20 protein-coding genes are annotated in these 18,315 nt (G+C 50.7%); 5 read left to right on the plus strand and 15 right to left on the minus strand.

All coding sequences use genetic code 11. The annotated features are described in order from the left end of the window. The first annotated feature begins 169 nt into the window (after positions 1–169). The 4 genes from CHH60_RS24470 (at position 170) to CHH60_RS24485 (ending at position 3,074) form a co-directional block, all read left to right on the plus strand. Positions 170–460 carry an MTH1187 family thiamine-binding protein gene (locus CHH60_RS24470; RefSeq protein ID WP_095291668.1) on the plus strand — a complete coding sequence of 97 codons (291 nt, stop codon included), beginning with the start codon at positions 170–172 and terminating at the stop codon, positions 458–460. Continuing rightward, positions 460–1,218, plus strand: a complete 759-nt coding sequence (locus CHH60_RS24475) for an ABC transporter permease (protein ID WP_095361589.1) — start codon at positions 460–462, stop codon at positions 1,216–1,218. The genes CHH60_RS24470 and CHH60_RS24475 overlap by 1 nt, the downstream gene beginning before the upstream one ends. A 43-nt stretch (positions 1,219–1,261) precedes the next feature. Then, on the plus strand, positions 1,262–2,167 hold the full coding sequence (locus CHH60_RS24480) for an ABC transporter ATP-binding protein (protein WP_255248075.1): 906 nt from the start codon (positions 1,262–1,264) through the stop codon (positions 2,165–2,167). 100 nt (positions 2,168–2,267) lie between these two features. Further along, positions 2,268–3,074, plus strand: coding sequence for a TatD family hydrolase (locus CHH60_RS24485; protein ID WP_095361590.1), 807 nt, complete (start codon positions 2,268–2,270; stop codon positions 3,072–3,074). A 68-nt stretch (positions 3,075–3,142) separates the two neighbouring features. Here the strand turns inward: CHH60_RS24485 and nfsA are convergent, their stop codons facing one another. From nfsA to CHH60_RS24535, 10 genes are all read right to left on the minus strand, one after another. After that, on the minus strand, positions 3,143–3,886 hold the full coding sequence (nfsA, locus tag CHH60_RS24490; protein ID WP_095361591.1) for an oxygen-insensitive NADPH nitroreductase: 744 nt from the start codon (positions 3,884–3,886) through the stop codon (positions 3,143–3,145). Continuing rightward, positions 3,879–4,475 carry a TetR family transcriptional regulator gene (locus CHH60_RS24495; protein WP_095361592.1) on the minus strand — a complete coding sequence of 199 codons (597 nt, stop codon included), beginning with the start codon at positions 4,473–4,475 and terminating at the stop codon, positions 3,879–3,881. Before CHH60_RS24495 ends, nfsA begins: the two co-directional genes overlap by 8 nt. 216 nt (positions 4,476–4,691) lie before the next feature. Further along, complete coding sequence (locus tag CHH60_RS24500; RefSeq protein ID WP_095361593.1) at positions 4,692–5,852, minus strand: YhgE/Pip domain-containing protein; 1,161 nt, start codon at positions 5,850–5,852, stop codon at positions 4,692–4,694. A 252-nt stretch (positions 5,853–6,104) separates the two neighbouring features. Next, positions 6,105–8,630, minus strand: coding sequence for a heavy metal translocating P-type ATPase (locus tag CHH60_RS24505; RefSeq protein WP_095361594.1), 2,526 nt, complete (start codon positions 8,628–8,630; stop codon positions 6,105–6,107). A 158-nt stretch (positions 8,631–8,788) separates the two neighbouring features. Continuing rightward, positions 8,789–8,989 (minus strand): copper ion binding protein, encoded by a 201-nt coding sequence (locus CHH60_RS24510; RefSeq protein WP_095361595.1) that lies wholly within the window; start codon positions 8,987–8,989, stop codon positions 8,789–8,791. A 51-nt stretch (positions 8,990–9,040) separates the two neighbouring features. Next, the gene (locus CHH60_RS24515) at positions 9,041–9,436 is read right to left on the minus strand and encodes a metal-sensitive transcriptional regulator (protein ID WP_095361596.1); all 396 of its coding nucleotides are present in this window, start codon (positions 9,434–9,436) and stop codon (positions 9,041–9,043) included. 136 nt (positions 9,437–9,572) lie between these two features. Further along, entirely contained in the window at positions 9,573–10,055 is a 483-nt protein-coding gene (locus CHH60_RS24520; protein WP_095361597.1) for a GNAT family N-acetyltransferase, read from the minus strand. Positions 10,056–10,164: 109 nt separating this feature from the next. Then, a complete protein-coding gene (locus tag CHH60_RS24525; RefSeq protein ID WP_095361598.1) occupies positions 10,165–10,347 on the minus strand; it encodes a hypothetical protein in 183 nt (60 codons plus the stop codon). A gap of 86 nt (positions 10,348–10,433) precedes the next feature. Further along, positions 10,434–11,051, minus strand: coding sequence for a hypothetical protein (locus tag CHH60_RS24530; RefSeq protein WP_095361599.1), 618 nt, complete (start codon positions 11,049–11,051; stop codon positions 10,434–10,436). Positions 11,052–11,245: 194 nt separating this feature from the next. Further along, positions 11,246–12,136: a DMT family transporter gene (locus tag CHH60_RS24535; protein WP_095361600.1), complete on the minus strand. Its 891-nt coding sequence runs from the start codon at positions 12,134–12,136 to the stop codon at positions 11,246–11,248. Between the two features lie 199 nt (positions 12,137–12,335). Here CHH60_RS24535 and CHH60_RS24540 point away from each other — a divergent pair, with 199 nt between their 5' ends. Next, a complete protein-coding gene (locus tag CHH60_RS24540) occupies positions 12,336–13,226 on the plus strand; it encodes a LysR family transcriptional regulator (protein ID WP_095361601.1) in 891 nt (296 codons plus the stop codon). Positions 13,227–13,328: 102 nt separating this feature from the next. On the opposite strand, the gene CHH60_RS24545 is transcribed toward CHH60_RS24540, so the two are convergent. The 5 genes from CHH60_RS24545 to CHH60_RS24565 are packed head-to-tail and all read right to left on the minus strand — an operon-like array spanning position 13,329 to position 18,258. Next, positions 13,329–14,090: a nucleoside phosphorylase gene (locus CHH60_RS24545; RefSeq protein WP_095361602.1), complete on the minus strand. Its 762-nt coding sequence runs from the start codon at positions 14,088–14,090 to the stop codon at positions 13,329–13,331. Positions 14,091–14,092: 2 nt separating this feature from the next. Further along, on the minus strand, positions 14,093–14,764 hold the full coding sequence (locus CHH60_RS24550) for a sulfite oxidase-like oxidoreductase (protein ID WP_095291643.1): 672 nt from the start codon (positions 14,762–14,764) through the stop codon (positions 14,093–14,095). Between the two features lie 23 nt (positions 14,765–14,787). Further along, on the minus strand, positions 14,788–15,711 hold the full coding sequence (locus CHH60_RS24555; RefSeq protein WP_095291641.1) for an ABC transporter permease: 924 nt from the start codon (positions 15,709–15,711) through the stop codon (positions 14,788–14,790). After that, on the minus strand, positions 15,695–16,762 hold the full coding sequence (locus CHH60_RS24560; protein ID WP_095291640.1) for an ABC transporter permease: 1,068 nt from the start codon (positions 16,760–16,762) through the stop codon (positions 15,695–15,697). The genes CHH60_RS24555 and CHH60_RS24560 overlap by 17 nt, the downstream gene beginning before the upstream one ends. Next, a complete protein-coding gene (locus tag CHH60_RS24565; RefSeq protein ID WP_095361603.1) occupies positions 16,759–18,258 on the minus strand; it encodes an ABC transporter ATP-binding protein in 1,500 nt (499 codons plus the stop codon). Before CHH60_RS24565 ends, CHH60_RS24560 begins: the two co-directional genes overlap by 4 nt. Positions 18,259–18,315 lie beyond the last annotated feature (57 nt).

Consider the following 18,315-nt stretch of genomic DNA (forward strand, 5'->3'; position numbering starts at 1 on the left):
TGAAAGAAAGCTCCTTCGGAAGCATATGCTATCGCCGGATTTCCCCATTAAAAATGGAATCAAGAAATCCGGTGATAACAGCGATCGGAAGAGGGTGCTGCAATCGAAGTGGTAAAGTGTACATTCACGATGTTCTACTTACTCATCTCGAAAGGAGCCGTGATCTCTCATGGCAAGCACACTGCTTAGCATTCAAGTAATTCCCAAAACGCCGAATGGCGAAAATTCGTATCCTTATGTAGATCGGGCTATCGAAGTGATTCAACAATCTGGCTTGAAATATCAGGTCAATCCGCTCGACACCACAATGGAGGGTGAGCTGGAGGAACTGCTGGAAGTTGTCCGTAAAATGCATGAGGTGCTCGTGGAGGCTGGCAGTCCAAGCATCATCTCCCAGATCAAAATCGCCCACAGCCCGAACGGCTTCAGCATGGATACCCTGACGGAGAAATATCGCTAATGCATACGTACTTCAAAAGTGTATGGCCGCCCATTGTGGCGGTTATTCTCTTTATAGCCATATGGCAGGGCGCCGTATCCCTGTTTCATATTGAGAAATGGATGCTGCCCGCACCTTCCGACATCGCGCACGAAGCCGCTTCCCAAGCAGAACGTCTGGGCATGCATGCATGGGCGACCATTCAACTCACGTTAGTTGGCTTCGCGGCTGGCACGCTGGTTGGGCTGCTGGTCGCCATGGTGCTGCATCTGATTCCATTCCTGAAGTCTGCCCTGTATCCTTTACTTATCCTTAGTCAAAATATACCTACGATTGCGCTCGCTCCGCTCCTGCTGATCTGGTTCGGATTCGGACTGCTGCCCAAACTGATTACCATCATCCTGGTCTGCTTCTTCCCCGTTGCCGTCGCTGCCATGGATGGACTGACACGTACGGATGCCGCCATGATGAATTACATGCGCATGGCGGGAGCAAGACGCGGCCCAATTTTCTGGAAGCTGGAGCTCCCGCACGCACTGCCTTCCATCTTCTCCGGCGTCAAGATTGCCGCGACTTACAGCGTCATGGGTGCCATTATTGCCGAATGGATCGGAGCCGACAAAGGTATCGGATATTACATGATGCTTCAGAAGTCCGCTTACCGAACAGATCGTCTATTCGTTGCAATCATGATTATTGTCGCACTCAGCCTGCTGCTCTTCCTGTTCATTGCCCTGCTGGAGAAGCTGCTCGTTCGCTGGCGACCACAGAAGCGCTGATTCGCAGCAGAAGCACTATACAAGGTTAGGAAGTGAATGTGAGATGACACTCAAATATAACGAACAGGCACCACCTGCACCAGGCGGAAGCGCCGGAATTTCAACTCGAGAAGAATCACTCCGCACTGCTTTTACCGCTACCTCCGATTCGGGCAATCAGAGCCTGCCTGCACTGGAAGTACAGGAGGTCCATGCTTCCTTCCGGGAACGGCGGAACAAGCTGTCTGTCCTGAACGGATTATCCCTGACCGTAGAACAGGGCGAATTCGTAGCGATCGTTGGGCCTTCCGGATGCGGCAAGAGTACGTTGTTCCATATCATTGGCGGGTTGTTGAAACCCCAAACAGGCCAGGTTCTCATGAACGGACAGAATGTTACCGGGCAGCGGGGCAAAATCAGCTATATGCCGCAGCAGCCCGCTCTCTTTCCTTGGCGTACCATTGAAGACAACGTGCTGCTTGCCGGTGAAGTGTCAGCACATACGCCACCCAAGGCTGAAGCGCTTGCGGAAGCACGGAAGTGGCTTTCCAGCGTCGGTCTGGGCGGGTTTGAACAGGCGTATCCGCACATGTTATCGGGCGGTATGCAGCAGCGGGCAGCCTTTTTGCGTGCCCTGCTCAGTCCGCAGGAACTGATGCTGCTGGATGAGCCCTTCAGCGCCCTCGATGCGTTAACACGCAGTGATATGCAGCGATGGCTGCTCGATATATGGGAACAAAACCGCCGATCCGTGCTGTTTATTACCCACAATATCGAAGAGGCGCTGCTGCTGGCCGATCGAATCTATGTATTATCCAACCGACCTGCGACCGTGCTGCATGAGGTACATGTCCCTTTTGATCGTCCAAGACGTGAAGAAATAACGGAAGAGAAGGCTTTCCTCGAACGCAAACGGCAGATTTCGGAGTGGATGAAAGAAGAACAGAAAAAAGCCCGGCTAACTCCATAGCACGGGTTTTTCGTTATATTTTTTCCAAAACAGTGATCCGCATTCATGATATTCGCGTATCAACCTTCAAAAGATAAAGATGACTAGGAGGGGCCACTTCATGCATTCCCAAGCTTTTGCACCACTGATTGATGCTCATATCCATTTTGACAAATATACCGTGGAGGAACAGCAGCATATGCTGCAATCTTTTCCGGATCAACAGGTTGAGGCTGTCATCGCCGTTTCCATGAATATCACCTCGGCACAGGATAATCTGGAGCTGGCGAGACAGAACCCCCGATTCATCTATCCGGCTTTTGGCTTCCATCCGGAACAGCCTCTGCCATCGGCGCAGGATCAGAACCTGTTCTTCGACTGGATTGAAAAGCATATCGGACAAGCGGTAGCCATCGGGGAAGTTGGACTGCCCTACTATAATCGCCAGGAAGCAGAACAGGCAGAACTTGCTTTTGATCAGACTGGATATATCGAGCTGCTCGAACGGTTTATTCAACTCGCCAAGCAGCATAACAAACCCATCGTGCTTCATGCCGTTTATGAGGATGCCGACATCGCATGCGACTTGCTGGAACAATATCAGGTTAGACGCGCCCATTTCCACTGGTTCAAGGGTTCCCGTCAAACCGTGCGGCGAATGGCGGATAACGGGTACTTCATCTCCTTCACGCCAGACATTCAGTATGAAGAGGAGATTCGTGAGCTGGCAAGACAATATCCATCTGAACAGGTCATGGCAGAGACGGACGGACCTTGGCCTTTTGAAGGGCCGTTTCAGGGAAGAATGACACAACCCGCCATGACGAGACAGGTGATTCAGGCATGGAGCGAGATTACGGGCATGGGAACCGAGCGGGCAGCGCGTCTCTTTTACCAGAACACGAAGCGGTTCTACCGTTTACCCTAATGCATAGCACAGATGGACGACAAAAGGGTCAGCTGGATTTCCCGGCTGACCCTTTTCGTTGACCTTCATTAACGTTTCATAAACCCTCTGCCTTCGAGATACGATTTCATTTGCAGACGCGCCGGCTCGGTAAGGCGTTTGGCCATCAACTCAGACCACGGCGTCGTACGTTCGCCATTCGTACGGGCGGCCATATAGGCTTTCGTGGTTTCGTCATAACTTTCCACACCCCGAAGCGTCTCTTCGGCATCGTAGCGATTACGATGAAGAACAGCATTCAGCGGCAGACGCGGACGTATGCCGGTTTCCTGATCAGCTATACCGACACACATGCCGAAGACAGGGTATACACCTTCCGGCAGACCCAGCAGTTCAGTCACTTCTTCAATCTTGTTACGCAGACCGCCGATATATACAATCCCGAAACCGAGCGACTCAGCGGCCAGAGCGGCATTCTGGGAGGCAAGAGCCACATCGATCGTTGCTACCATAAAATTCTCTGTGGAATCCGCATAAGACTCCTTCTCCGGCTGGTGGCGCTTCGCCGCATCACTCAGTCGATACAAGTCTGCACACCACACGAGGAAAACAGGGCATTCTTCCACATAAGCCTGGTTGCCTGCGAGTGCAGCGAGCTTCGATTTTAGTTCCGGTTCCGTCACGGCAACGACGCTATATGCCTGTACACTGCTGGAAGAGGAAGCCATCTGCCCGGCAGCCACGATAGTCGCAAGCTTCTCCTCGCTTACCGGATCCGGCTTGAATTTCCGCACGGAGCGGTGTTTCATCATCAATTCAATCGTTTCATTCATGTCTGTTCACTCCCAATCCTCGTAGTACAAACTCAATCGTCTGTTCAGCCAGCTTATCTGTATCCATGTCCTCATAGTTAAACGTAAACCGTGAGTTTTTGGCACGTTTGTGTGCCAGAGCTACACCCATGACCTGAAGCATTGCATAAGATACGGAATCGATCTGGAATACACCCTGGTCTTTGCCTTCCTGCAGCAAATCATTCACTTTGGTCCAGACAGGGTCCAGGAACCGAAATACAGTGGCCGTGCGATGAGTGTTCAGTGTAATTTCAAGCTGTACAATGTCGCTCATCTCCCAGTCCGTCATCGTGAACTTCACGACTTCACCTACAATTTTGCTGATACCCTCCACAGGGGACATGGACTCCGCAGCCAAATCAGTCAGCATGTGATCAGGAAAGAAGTGCTCAAAAATCGCTTCAAACACCTTTTCTTTTCCGCCAAAATGGTACGAGACCAGTGACACATTGGCACCCGCCTCATCACAGATTTGACGAACGCTTGTCCCGTCATACCCCTGCTGCGCAAAAAGTTTTTTGGCTGCGAGCAAAATCCTCGTTTTGATATCCAATTCCGGTTCAGTCATTCCGTTCGCTCCTCTTGTCCGTTCATATCATGCTCCAGCTTTCGGGGCTGCAGCCAGCTGTTTCATCTATTTATTATGAAAGTTTAACTTTCAAAGCGCAAGGCATGACCATATCATGTCAGAGCTCTAACTGGTCCTTGATACACAGCAGGCACCCCGGTTGAGATCCACCGGGGTGCCTGCTCCAATACTATAGAATCATTTACATCTGTAATATTAGCTGTTCACTTGAGCCGGGCTTGGTGCACCTGCTGGCATACGACGTTTTTTGAGCAAGGTCACTACCAGGGAGAGGGCAACTGCGATGACCAGAACAATCGCAACAGATCCGGCTGCCGACTGAACGCCAGGTCCACCAAGTTGAACGCTCAGAATACCTTGAACTGCGTACGTTGCAGGCAAATACTGTCCGATGCCGCTGTAGAAACCATTAAGCAGCTCACGGGGTACCATTGCACCGGAAGATACCAATTGCAGGGACAGTGAGATGATGTTGAACAGGCTTCCTGCAGGTCCGAAGCAGATCAGGAAGAACTGCGAGAAGAACATGAACGTGCAAAGGAACAGAGCCTGGAACAACCAGAAGGCGATGAATCCTTGGGCAATCTGTCCTCCGAGCGCAACAATCAGCGATGAACCCAGAAGGGATACAACCAGAGCGGATGCGATGTTAATCACGATTCTCGCACCAAACAGGGTCAAGCGGGAGTGGGTTGCTGACAGCATTCCCATAGCCGTTTGCAGATTCATACCCATGATCATGGCGCCGACATAAGAAGCCAGTACCATCATCATCGGTACCATCTGATTATTCATGCCGTTCACCGGATTAATCGAAGTTGTTGTGCCTTCAACCCGGGTAGCCAGATTGGCAGCAGCATCGGCCGCCTGATCCGCAGGTGCTCCTGCAGCAGTCAGTACAGTCTGTACGCCTTGTGCAGTCGCTTGTTTATTGATGGTGTTCGTCACACTTTGGGAAACGCCCTGCATCATGCTTTTGATCGTCACCGGATTAGCTTCGTTAATGGTGTACTTGATCTCAGCTGTAGAACCTGCAGTCTGAAGAAGCTCGTTAAAGCCAGCCGGAATGTTCAGCACCATGTGAACTTGGTGGTGATTCAGCTGATCCAATGCATCAGCGGAACTGAGATCCGATACCGTATGGAAAGGCAGCGTCTTAGTCAAACTATCCGCAATACCTTGGGACATCTCGCCATCCTCGTTCACAATGGCTACTGTCAATTCAGTCGTGCGGTCGTTCACGCCGGAGTATGCGGTCATCCAGATGACACTGAAGATCACTTGGAACATAAGTGCTGTTACGATCCCCACAATCACTGGCGGTTTTTTCAATAAAATGCGTAATGCCTGTAGCATAGAATAAGGTCCTCCAATATTGATTAGTTCACATTTGATTTAAACGATCGTTTGAATCAAACAATTGTTTAAATTTTAATGGCATATGTCATTATTGTCAACTGATTTCTGAAATGTTCAGAAACATCATTCTTGTTTCATAAAGTCCATTTCCTTTTTCATAAAAAGACAAGAAAAAGCACGGTTCACCGCAGCGAACCGCGCTCCATTTCACGTTAGGCTGAAGGTAATAGCATGCCTATCGCCTGCAATCTACTTTGGCTTACGTTCCAGCTTCAACCGTTGCAGACGCAGCGAATTCAATACAACCGATACGGAACTGAATGCCATGGCCGCACCAGCCAGCCAAGGAGCCAGGAAACCCACTGCAGCGATTGGAATACCAATGACGTTATAGCCAAGCGCCCAGAACAAGTTTTGCTTAATATTGCCCATGGTGCGCCGGCTCATCTCGATCGCATCCGCTATACTGTTCAGATCACCACGCATCAGCGTGATATCTGCCGCTTCCATCGCTACATCTGTTCCAGTCCCGATGGCCATACCGATATCTGCTGTAGCCAGGGCAGGTGCGTCATTGATGCCGTCACCAACCATTGCCACTTTCAGCCCGCTATCCTGCAGCTTCTTCACTTCGGCTGCTTTACCCTCAGGCAGGACTTCTGCCAGGACATGTTGGATGCCTGCTTGCTCCGCCACGGCACGTGCCGTACGCTCATTGTCTCCCGTAATCATGATGACATCGATGTTCATCGCCTGCAGCCGTTGAATGGCTTCGCGTGATGTATCCTTGATTGTATCTGCCACAGCAACAATACCTGCCCAGCGGCCATCGACTGCTATCAGCATCGCTGTGCGGCCGAGCTCCTCGAGTTCATTCATCTGGCGAGCGGTTGCCTCCGATACCTCCACATGAGCATCGGCAAGCAGCCGCCGTGTTCCAACCAGAATTTCCTGTCCTTGTACTCTGGCCCGAACGCCATATCCTGGTATGTTCTCAAACTGCTTTGATTGGGGCAGTACTATCCCTTTGTCCCGGATTCCTGCTACGATAGCTTCCGCTAGCGGATGTTCAGAGCTTTGTTCTGCCGCTCCAACCCATTTCAACAGTTCTGCTTCTGTCCAATCTTGTGCTGAGATCACATCCGTCAGCACCGGTTTTCCTTGAGTGACTGTCCCTGTTTTGTCCAGAACAACCGTCTGAATCTGCTGTGCCGATTCCAGATGTTCTCCGCCTTTGAACAGGATGCCATATTCAGCCGCCCGTCCTGATCCAGCCATGACAGAGGTTGGTGTTGCCAAACCCAAGGCACATGGACAGGCAATGACCAGTACGGCAATCGCTTTTTCCAGAGATCCTGCGAAGTCACCGGGACTGGCAAACAGATACCAGATCAAGAATGTCAGCGCAGCAACGCCAACCACAATGGGGACAAAGATGCCGGAAATGACATCCGCAATCCGCTGAATGGGTGCTTTGGACCCCTGTGCCTGTTCAACCACTTTAATGATCTGAGATAATGCGGTGTCCGAGCCGACTCGTGTCGCTCGCAGCCTCAGTGCACCGTTTTTATTCAGTGTAGCACCCGTAACGGCGTCCCCCGGCTTTTTATCGACAGGCAAGCTTTCGCCACTGAGCATGGATTCATCCACCGAGGATTGCCCTTCTTCCACAACACCATCCACCGGGATACTGTCCCCCGGTCTCACCAACACGATGTCACCTACTGCTACATACGCTGCAGGCACAAGCACTTCCTGGCCGTCCCGGATGACTCGGGCTTCACGAGGGGCCAGTTCGATCAGGCTTTTGATCGCCTGGGACGAGCGGCCTTTCGCTACGGCTTCAAACCATTTTCCAAGCAAAATCAACGTAATCAGAATCGCACTAGTCTCGTAATACAGCTCAACCGAAGGCATAGCGGCACCCGCACTCGTGTCCATCCCGCCATGATCCATCGGTGCTGTTGAAGGTATCATTCCACTCGTGAGTGTCAGATACAGACTGTAGAAGAATGCCGCGCTTGTACCCAGAGCGACCAGTACGTCCATATTGGCACTGCCGTTACGCAGCGCCTTGTAAGCCCCGACATAGAATTGCCACCCAATAACGAACTGCACCGGTGCTGCTAGTACCAGCTGGAACCATGGATTCATGAACAGATCCGGCACCCAAATCCATGATGTAAATGAGAAGTGGCCTACCATGGCCCACAGCAGCGGTATGGATAATAAGGCGGAGATCATCCATTTCCATTTTTTGCGCTGCAGCTCACGTTCGCGAACGGATGAGGTTTCTTCCTGTGTCTGCTGCAATTCGGCACCATATCCCAGCTGTTTGATTTTGGCTGTAATATCGGAAGGTTTCAGTGCTCCTGCTGCAAATTCAACGTGTCCCGTCTCCAGTGCCAGGTTTACATTCGCTCGCGATACACCCGGCAGGCGGGAAAGGCCCTTCTCAATCCGGGCGGAGCACGCAGCACAGGTCATGCCTGTGATGTCCAGATCAATGGATTCCGTCACTGTACCGTAGCCGAGCGCCTCCACCTTATCCCGCAATGCGTTGACACTTACAGCCTTGGGGTTATAGGTAACGCTTGCTTGTTCTATGGCGAGATTGACACTGGCCTGCTGAACACCTTCCATACGCGATAATCCCTTCTCGATCCTCGTGGAACAGGCGGCACAGGTCATGCCCGTAATCTGCAGCGTTGTCTGCGCTCCATCTGGCTGTGTTCCGGCGGCAGGTGTATGTTCCGTTGATGATGATTTATCCATAATGGGTTCTCCTTTCATATGAACTATTCATGCACATACCCCTAGAGGGTATAAAACAGACCAAAAATCAGGCTTAAACGATGATCTCTCGCATCTGATGTCTATCGCCCCTTGGTTCAGACCATAGACAATGAGAAATCCGTTTAAGCCATTATAGGTTAGACTACATCGTACCCCTGATCTTCAATAGCAGCCTTGATTTGCTCTACATTCACCTGCTGCTCATCATATTCCACGGCAACAGTTCCTGCGGCCAGATCAACCTGTCCTTTGGCACCCACGTTCTTCACCGCTTCTTCAACCGATTTGACACAGTGGTTGCACGACATTCCAGTAACATTCAACGTAACGTTAGACATGATCCAATTCCTCCTTGGGATATATAAATGATTATTTCATTCTGCAAATCATTACTTCATCAACTTCCTAACCGTAACCAGCAGTTCATCCACCACCTCGTGTTCCCCTGCCTGAATCCGTTCGACGATACAGCTCTTCATGTGGCCTTCAAGCAGCAGCTTGCCCACGGAATTTAGCGCAGATTGTGCAGCTGCAATCTGGGTAAGCACATCATCACAATACGTGTCCTTCTCGATCAATCCCTTGATCCCGCGTATCTGGCCTTCTACTCGGTTCAAACGGGAGACCAGGTTGCTCTTCATCTCCTGCGAGTGATGGCTCTTGCGCACATGCTTCCCTTCACTGCCTTCAGCATGACATGCCGTTGCTTGTTGATCGGGTACATTATCATCGGACGGCGTTACGGGTGGTTCCAAGGGTTCCTTGGGATGGCTCTGATGATCCATCATGAACACCTCTTTTCTTCGTTCTTTTCACAGTGTAACATACCCCATGGGGGTATTCAAGCCTAAAAATAATATCTTCTTTTTCACCCATAAGATCACTTTAAAACCTTTACGTTATACCTTGTGCAAGTCATCATTACAGTATGTATTCCATCCTGCTGCTGCGGACAGACAGCCCCATTTGTTCATAAAAGGCCTGCGCACCCGTGTTAAATGTGGATACTGTTAATTCTACGCTATCTGCCTGAAGCTCCCTGCCCAGTTCAATTAGAGCATGCATCAATTTCTTACCTGTTCCTTGACCCCGCCCATCACTGCCAACGACCAATTCATTAATATACAGCATCTTGCGATCCAACAGCAGTTCAACCCCCTGAATCAAACTGAGCTGCGCACTACCATACCCCAGAATATCCCCCGTGCTTACCGATTCAGCAACATACAGATAACGCTTATCCGTCTCTAGCAATGTTACAAACTCCTGCTTCTCCATTCTGGTTTGCAGTGCTCGATACACATCAGGCCGAGCCTGGGCATGCATTTGATGCAGTTCATCCATTAAGAGGGAAACACCGGGATAGTCGGGGGCCGCTGCCTTTCTAATCTGGATTGAATCCACTTGAATCACACCTTCCTGCTTGAATTTACATTATTATACAACAAAATATAATAAAAGCAGATACCAACAGTGGTATCTGCTTCGTCAGAAACGACTCATGCGTTTCGTCTTATTCTTTGGAGGATTTACCTTCATTAAATGCAACCGGTGATGGCTTAGCTGCCCAATCGTCCGCTTGTGGTTCAATGTCCACACCGTTCATGATTTTCTTTTTCTCCATCAAGGAATCCCCGTCTTCGTCCAGCTTGTTGCGAATTTCCGCCTCGTCTTGAGGTTGATTATTCTGTGTCATCTTAGAGTCCTCCTTTATATTTCATCATCATAATGATGTTCCTTTATATAACTTACCCAATTATTTCATTCCCATTCGCCATGTGGCTATTCGAAGTCCACCTGTTGATCCAAAATAACTTCTTCCATTTTATGTTCCAGTTCAGGAACTGAAGGGACCAGTGAAAATTGAACCTGTTCGAGAGAGGAAGGCAGCGCGGGCACGACCCGAAAACTTAAATGTGTTTCGCCGCCCCCTCCACGACTGCTATGTCTCGTCGACATATGGTTCTGTTCACTAATCACTTCTAATGCCAAATGAGGCACCACGTGTATACGATCCGTTTCATTTTCTTTATAATGAATTTCCAAATGAATAATACTTTCCGTCTCATATTGCATAGAATGCGTGATGAGATACTCGCAGGAATCCTGGATCGTTCTCTTCATAATCGGAATAACACCTATCAATGAGAGCTCTTCAGGCGGGAAAAACTGCCTCTGAGGCATTGGTTGTACACTACGCAGGATATAACGGATGTCTTCCTCTTTCAAATCAAGAGACGCTGTCCATTCATCTATTACTTCCTGAGGTGGATGGTACTGAACCGCTCCTGTTATTTGCTTCCTCTGTGCGACCAGCCGAAGCAGCTGTTCATCAATCTGCCGTACCTGATCATTGTACTCAAAAGGGATGACACGAAATTCACTCCAACCTGAACTCATATTTAATCTCCTCCCCATATCGAAGTTCACCACTGACTAAGGTATCCATTGGCTAAGTATCTAATAGAAACTATTCGCTACTCTACGTTCGCTCCCTCTTCATAGATTGCAATTAACGCTGTTGCAAAACAAAAAAATGACGAGCCTCTCGTCCGGCTATGATAGCCGGGTGCGAAGAGGTTCGCCACAAGGTTTTATATTTTGGCCACTTTGCTGCCCTTCATCTTCATATTTACGAGCAGAATGCTGGCGATAATCATAACCAAGCCTGCAATCAAATTAACCGTCACGGACTCCCCAAGGAACAATACACTGCAGAACAGTGCAATCAGCGGAATCAGAAATGTAAATGATCCCACTTTACTCGCTTCTCCCGAGCTGACCAGTTTGAAGAATGCGAGCCAGCCCAGCGCAATGACAAAGACCGAAATGAACAGCATATCCAGTATAAATGGAAGTACCCATTGCACTTCAGCCCAGTTCTCTGTGGCTGTACCCGTCAATGTCAGGACAACTCCGCCAATCAGAATCGGAATGGCCGTCATCCAGATTCCATCCACCTTCGTCGATGTTTTCTTCATATATACGGTTCCGATTGCCCAACTGATGGCACTAAACAGTCCGAGCATAACTCCTTCAGGTGATACTTTGCCAGTCATGCCGCCAATACTGATCGTTGCCACTCCTGCAAAACCGAGGACCAGTCCGGCGATTTTCATCCCATACATCGACTCGCCCAGCCACAGCCAAGCTCCAATACCGAGCAGCACAGGCTGCAGGAATACGATGGAGGAAAATAAACCTGCGGGTACTTCCGTCAGACCTACAGTCTGAAATCCATAGAAGAAAATGATATTCAGAACCGCCGAGATCGCATAGATATGCCAGGTTTCCCGAAGCCGCAGCGTTTTGTACCTTGGAAAAGCATAGATACCGAGCACCAGTCCGCCAATCAACAGGCGCATACCTGCAAATAAAAGCGGCGGTGCATAGTTTAAAGCGTATTTGGTCAGGGGCCAATTTACTCCCCACATGAGTACTAGAAAAGCCAGGACCCAGCCTGCTTTTGCACGTGATAAAGCCATAAATTAACCTCTCCTATCTGGCACAGCTTCAGAGCCAATCCACAATCAGGCACCTGATTCATGCCATCGTCTCAGCCCATCTATATTTAGAGTCAAACGGGCCCATGCCCTCCCGTTGATCGTTCTGTTTCTCCATGATACAATAACAAGCGTAATAATTGAAATGCATGTTAATTATAAGGAGCATATCATATTTGTTATGAACAATTCACAATTACAATTATTTGTAAAAATTGCCGAGACCGGAAGCTTCACTCGCGCCGGGCAGGAACTGAATATGACACAGCCCGCGGTTAGCCGGGCTATCTCCTCGCTGGAAAATGAACTGGACGTCACCCTGATTATACGGGACCGGCGGAACGGCATTGTGCTGACCGATGTAGGACAACGAATACTCGTCATTTTCCGCCGGATATTACAGCAATATGATAAGGTGCAGCAGGTCGTTTCGGCAGAAAAGGGGCTAGAAATCGGTACGATACGCATCGGTTCTTTTCCCATGTCATCGGCTCATCTGCTGCCCAAGATTATCCGATCCATTCGCGATCGCTACCCTAACATCGAATTTGAACTGCATGAGGGAAACATTCATGAAATTCAGGAATGGCTTAACTCACGCGCGATTGATGTTGCTCTCATTATTGTGACGGAACAGGAGCCGGTAGAGAAGGCTTATGAAACACTGCCGCTCTATAACGAAGAAATGCTCGCTGTGTTTCGGGACGATGAGCCGTTTGCCAATCAGGAGATTCTGCCTGTGAAGATGTTGAATCAGCATCCCATGATTGTATGCCAAGGCGGATATGAAGTGCCCATCGTGGATCTGTTCAAACGTGCGGAAACGGAGCTCCATTTCGGGTTTGTCGTCCATAACGTCAACACATGCCTGAACATGATTGAACAGGGGCTTGGAACTGCCATGCTGCCTGCAATCTCTCTGTCCTGGCTCCCTCCTGGTGTGAAGGCACTCCCTACCGAACCGAAGGCTTATCGCCACATCGAGCTCGCGGTCCCTTCTCTGGTGGAAGCCTCTCCAGCTTCCCGTTTGTTCATCGAGACGGCGCAGCAATTGTTTGGACAGCGCAGCTAAACCAAAAAAGGACATCCACGAAGTCACATTACATGACCAAGTGGACGTCCTTTAGATTTGTTTTTTGTAAAGTTATATTCTCAACATTCCTTTGAACGTTGCTTACGCCTGATCCTGCCGAGCGAGCGCAGCAAGTGCACGCAGAGCAGCGTTAATCTCGCGCTCAACCGCATGTGCTACCGCATCTGTATGTGGATCATATTCGGCAGCCAGATCGCTGTCGGCGAAGCCGTCGATGGCCACAATCGCACCAGCACGCGCACCTCGCAGCGTACTGACGATGTACAGTGCTGCAATTTCCATCTCGGCCGCTAGTGCGCCGGCCTGTTTATACTTGCGGTGAGGGATCTCCTCCACCCCTGTGAAGAATGCATCCAGTGTAACGGTAATACCTACACCGACTTTGCCTGCGGTCATTGCCGGATCTGCATCGTTACCTTTTTCTTGTGCAGCTTCAATGAGTGCCTGGGTGACTCCAATGTCTGCTACTGCAGGGAAACCATCGGGCACAAGCTGACGGGTCAATCCGTCCGAACGGACTGCTGCCGTGCTGACAATGACGCTGCCCGCAGGATAATCTGCCGTATAGGAGCCGGCTGTTCCGACTCGAATCAGGGTTGTCACCCCTGCCCGAATCAGTTCCTCGAAGCAGACAGCCGCTCCCGGAGAACCTACGCCATGGCTGACAACAGCCATCTTCACCCCTTCATATAGCCCAACGAATGTACGATATTCCCGGCTGAACGCCAGTTCTCTCGCCTGCTCCAGCTTCCGGGAGATCTTCTCCGCACGAGCGGGATCGCCGCAGACAATGGCATAAGCAGGCATATCTTCCGAATGAATCTGCAAAATAGGCATTAACATCGTCAATCAAACTCCTTTTTCGTCCATTCATCTTCGGGGATCGGCAGATCTTCGCCCGAGAAGCGCTGTTCCTTGAACGGATCGGCAAAGTGATGAAACCCGTTGCTCTCCCAGAATCCGTTGCGATCTTCGGTCATAAACTCCAGACCGCGTATCCACTTCGCACTTTTCCAGAAGTACAGCTGCGGCACCACCAGGCGCAGCGGATAGCCGTGCTTCGGTGTAAGCGGCTCGCCGTTATATTTGAAGGCAAGCAAGACGTCGTCATGCATCAACTCTTCGAGCGGAACATTAGTTTCATAATCGTGATCAGCATGGATCATGACATATTTGGCTTCAGGTTTAACGCCCAAAAGCTTAATGAAATCCGAAAAGCGAATGCCTTCCCATGGGGTATCGAACTTGGACCAGCGGGTCACACAGTGAATATCGCTCACCGTATTGACCTGCGGCATGGCCTGAAGCTCGGCAAATGAGAACACTTTCTCTTCCTCTACCTCCCCGAACACTTTCAGATCCCATGTGGACAGGTCGTATTCAGGCACTTCTCCTTCATGCAAAATCGGGAATTTCTCGGTTAGCATCTGTCCCGGCGGCAGCCGATCTCCATGCTCAGCACCCGCTTTGGGCGCAGGAGTTTTGGTTTTCTTCAGACGTTCAGCCTTGTTATGCAATGATAACCCTCCTTCTTTTTACATTAGCGCGAGCTTCCGCCCGCTTTCAGTGCATCTTGTGCATACGTACGGTCTTTGAAAAAGAACATAGCCACCAGCGTCACAATATATGGAAGCATCAGGGTGAAGTGCGTCGGCAGGGAGAAGCCCTGCAGGCGAATGCTGAGTGCTTCCATGAAGCCGAACAGTACACTGGAACCCATGACGCCCAGCGGATTCGCTTGACCCAACATGGTTGCTACCAAGGCGATGAAGCCGCGACCTGCGGTCATGCCCTCCGTAAACATCGTCACCTGACCGAGCGACAACTGAGCGCCAGCCAGGGCACACAGGATACCGCACATCAGAACCGCACCGTACTGAATACCGCGCACTTTAATCCCGATACTTTGCGCTGCAATGGGATTCTCGCCGACGGAACGCAGGCGGAAACCTGATACACTTTTGAACAAATAAAATTGTAATGCAATAACGAGTATGATTCCGAGGTACACGAGCGGGCTGTGCCCGGAAAATACGCTGCCTACCCACGGAATGTCCTTAATCAGTGGAATATCCCATTTGGGAAGTCCCACCATATCCTTGTCGTAGTATGCACCTTTTACATCAAAAATCGCCCGTAATGCAAAGGTCGTCAGACCTGTTGCCAGGAAATTCAGGGATATCCCGACCACGATTGCATTCGCCTTGAGATTGATACTAATAAAGGCAAACAGTGCCGAGAACAACATCACAATAATAATAGAGAAGATAACGGCCAGAAGTACGTTGCCAAACAAATAGTTACCTACAATCGCGGAGAAAGCACCGATCAGCACGAGTCCTTCGAGACCCACGTTGAAGAGGCCGACACGGGAGCACAATGCCCCGCCGAGCGCTGCAAGCAGGATCGGAGTCATAATCCGCAAGGTCGAGCCGAACATAGCTGCATCAAACAGTTGCTGCATTGGATTTTTTCTCCTTTCTCCGCTTCAGGAATGAATACCCGATCTGGGCTGATACAAATAACGTAAGCACGGCCTGGATTACACTGCCGACTTCAAGCGGAACATCCGTATTACGTTCCATACCCATTGCACCTGTCTGCAGGGCAGCAAGCAAAATGGCCGCTACAGCCGTACCGAGTGGGTGCGAACGGGCGAGCAGTGTCGCCATGATACCGCTCCATGCGTAACTTGCAGATGACAGCGAGCCATCCAGGAAACGATACTGTGTTCCCAGCACTTCGCCTGCCCCCGCCAGACCTGCCAATCCACCGCTAATCACCATGGACAGCATCATCATCCGAATCCGTCGTACCCCGCCATACGTCGCGAACGACGGATTGCTTCCGAGCATGCGAATCTCATAACCGGTTACCGTTTTGTGCGTAAACCAATAGATCAGGATTGCAGCTACAATCGCAATGATGAAACCGGCGTGCAGTCCCATTCCCTGGAACAGCTTCGGCAGCCAGACTCCCTGATCAATCATCGGCGTCTGCGCCATCGCTGCGGAGCCGGTACGATCCTTGAACGGATAAGATACCATGTACCCGCCGAAATAGATGGCAATATAGTTAAGAAGCAGCGTTGTAATTAACAGGTTCATGCCAAACCGGGCATCCAGCCAGCCGGCAAATACGGACCAGATTCCTCCGGCCAGGATTCCTGCCACAATGGCCGCAATACAGACAAACCAGCCCGGGCCTGGCAGATAGAGCGCTGTGAGCGCCGCACTGAGCCCCCCGAGAATCATCTGTCCTTCGGCTCCCATGTTGAAGAACCCTGCACGGAACGCGAGTGCTACACCCAGTCCTGCAAGGATAATGGGTGTCGAACGAGCCAGTGTATTCGTGAAGAAGTAGAAGTTCCCGAAGGCTCCCTTCCACATCTCTGCATATGTTTCGAAGACATTCCCGCCAACAACCAGAATTGCCACAGCTCCTGCAAGCAAACCGATTACTATGGCAAGCAGCGGCTGTACGAGTCCGCGAAGTGTTTCTTTTACCCGATTCATACCCGCTCTTTCCCTCCTGCCATCAATAAGCTAATCTGTTCTTCCGTGGCTTCATCTGCCTTCAGTTCCCCGGCAATCTCGCCTTCATACATCACAATAATTCGATCGGATAATTGCAAAATCTCGGACAGCTCGGAAGAAACGAGCAGCACGCCAGCACCTTCGTTTCGTTTGCGAAGGAGCTCGGCATGAATCGTCTCCATCGCTCCGATATCGACGCCACGTGTCGGTTCCGCTGCAATCAGGAACGGAGCATCCTGCGCAAATTCACGTGCAGCAATCAGCTTCTGCAGATTACCTCCTGACAGGAACTGTGCCTTCGTCTCTGCCGAACCGGTCTTGATGCTGAACTGTTTGATCCAGCCCTCCACCATAGCCCGTGCAGCTTTGGCCTTAATAACGCCTCGTGTCTGAAGCCGGTGATGATGTCCCATGAGTCCATTCTCACGCACACTGGCATCCTTGGCTGCCCCCCACATATACCGATCCTCGGGAATGTGAGCAAGTCCATGCTCCCGAATGCGGCGAACAGGCCAATTCGTTGTGTCCTGCCCCGAGAGCAGGACACGGCCGCTGTCTGCAGTGCGCAGTCCGGCAATAACCTGGATCAGTTCGGACTGACCGTTACCCGAAATGCCTGCGATGCCAACGACTTCTCCTTTTCGTACTTCCATATGGATATCCTTCAGCGCCGAGCGATCCTTCGCTCCGGACAAGGTTACGCCCTCCACCTGGAGTACGGCTTCTGCAGGCACGGATGGCTGCTTGTCGAGACGTACCAATTCACGCCCAACCATTAACCGGGATAATTCCTCTACATTGGTGTCCTTCGCCTCCAATGTGCCCGTGACCTGACCATCGCGAAGAACCGTAATCCGGTCAGCCACGTCCATGACTTCCTGCAGTTTGTGGGTAATCAATACGAAGGTTTTGCCCAGCGCCGCAAGAGATTTCATATTGGCCAGCAATTCCTTGACTTCAAGTGGTGTCAATACCGCTGAAGGCTCGTCCAGGATGATAATATCTGCCCCCTGATGCAGCACCTTGAGAATCTCTACACGCTGCTGCATGCCGAGAGGACACTCGGATACTTTTTTCCATGGGTCAACGGGCATGCCGTATTTTTGGCCCAGGTCGTTCACTTGAGCAGCTGCCTGCTTACGGTCAAATACGCCCGCTGCAGCCGGCTCGCGGCCAATAACAATGTTCTCGGCCACCGTAAAGGAAGGAAACAGCATAAAATGCTGATGCACCATGCCAATACCGCTGGCCATGGCTTGAGACGGAGTGGCGAAGCTTACCTCGCGCCCCCGGACTTTGATCGTACCTGACGTGGGCTGCTCCATTCCGTACAGCATACGCATCAGGGTTGTTTTACCCGCTCCATTCTCACCAACGAGGGCGTGGATCTCTCCCTCACGCAAATTAAAACGGATATCCCGATTGGCGGTGAAGCCGCCGTATTTCTTCGTAATCTGATCCATCTCCAACAGCATATCTCGCGTTCGCTCCTTTCGGTCTCGGGCATTTAATAGCAGCAAAACCGGCTGCCT

It is taken from the genome of Paenibacillus sp. 7523-1 (assembly GCF_002276415.1).
Taxonomy (GTDB): Bacteria; Bacillota; Bacilli; order Paenibacillales; family Paenibacillaceae; genus Paenibacillus; species Paenibacillus illinoisensis_A.

Bases quoted from the DNA above. Each gene is read 5' to 3' on its own strand.
- CHH60_RS24470 (WP_095291668.1), top strand. From the start codon at position 170: ATGGCAAGCACACTGCTTAGCATTCAAGTAATTCCCAAAACGCCGAAT.
- CHH60_RS24475 (WP_095361589.1), top strand. From the start codon at position 460: ATGCATACGTACTTCAAAAGTGTATGGCCGCCCATTGTGGCGGTTATT.
- CHH60_RS24480 (WP_255248075.1), top strand. From the start codon at position 1,262: ATGACACTCAAATATAACGAACAGGCACCACCTGCACCAGGCGGAAGC.
- CHH60_RS24485 (WP_095361590.1), top strand. From the start codon at position 2,268: ATGCATTCCCAAGCTTTTGCACCACTGATTGATGCTCATATCCATTTT.
- nfsA (WP_095361591.1), bottom strand. From the start codon at position 3,886: ATGAATGAAACGATTGAATTGATGATGAAACACCGCTCCGTGCGGAAA.
- CHH60_RS24495 (WP_095361592.1), bottom strand. From the start codon at position 4,475: ATGACTGAACCGGAATTGGATATCAAAACGAGGATTTTGCTCGCAGCC.
- CHH60_RS24500 (WP_095361593.1), bottom strand. From the start codon at position 5,852: ATGCTACAGGCATTACGCATTTTATTGAAAAAACCGCCAGTGATTGTG.
- CHH60_RS24505 (WP_095361594.1), bottom strand. From the start codon at position 8,630: ATGGATAAATCATCATCAACGGAACATACACCTGCCGCCGGAACACAG.
- CHH60_RS24510 (WP_095361595.1), bottom strand. From the start codon at position 8,989: ATGTCTAACGTTACGTTGAATGTTACTGGAATGTCGTGCAACCACTGT.
- CHH60_RS24515 (WP_095361596.1), bottom strand. From the start codon at position 9,436: ATGGATCATCAGAGCCATCCCAAGGAACCCTTGGAACCACCCGTAACG.
- CHH60_RS24525 (WP_095361598.1), bottom strand. From the start codon at position 10,347: ATGACACAGAATAATCAACCTCAAGACGAGGCGGAAATTCGCAACAAG.
- CHH60_RS24530 (WP_095361599.1), bottom strand. From the start codon at position 11,051: ATGAGTTCAGGTTGGAGTGAATTTCGTGTCATCCCTTTTGAGTACAAT.
- CHH60_RS24535 (WP_095361600.1), bottom strand. From the start codon at position 12,136: ATGGCTTTATCACGTGCAAAAGCAGGCTGGGTCCTGGCTTTTCTAGTA.
- CHH60_RS24540 (WP_095361601.1), top strand. From the start codon at position 12,336: ATGAACAATTCACAATTACAATTATTTGTAAAAATTGCCGAGACCGGA.
- CHH60_RS24545 (WP_095361602.1), bottom strand. From the start codon at position 14,090: ATGTTAATGCCTATTTTGCAGATTCATTCGGAAGATATGCCTGCTTAT.
- CHH60_RS24555 (WP_095291641.1), bottom strand. From the start codon at position 15,711: ATGCAGCAACTGTTTGATGCAGCTATGTTCGGCTCGACCTTGCGGATT.
- CHH60_RS24560 (WP_095291640.1), bottom strand. From the start codon at position 16,762: ATGAATCGGGTAAAAGAAACACTTCGCGGACTCGTACAGCCGCTGCTT.
- CHH60_RS24565 (WP_095361603.1), bottom strand. From the start codon at position 18,258: ATGCTGTTGGAGATGGATCAGATTACGAAGAAATACGGCGGCTTCACC.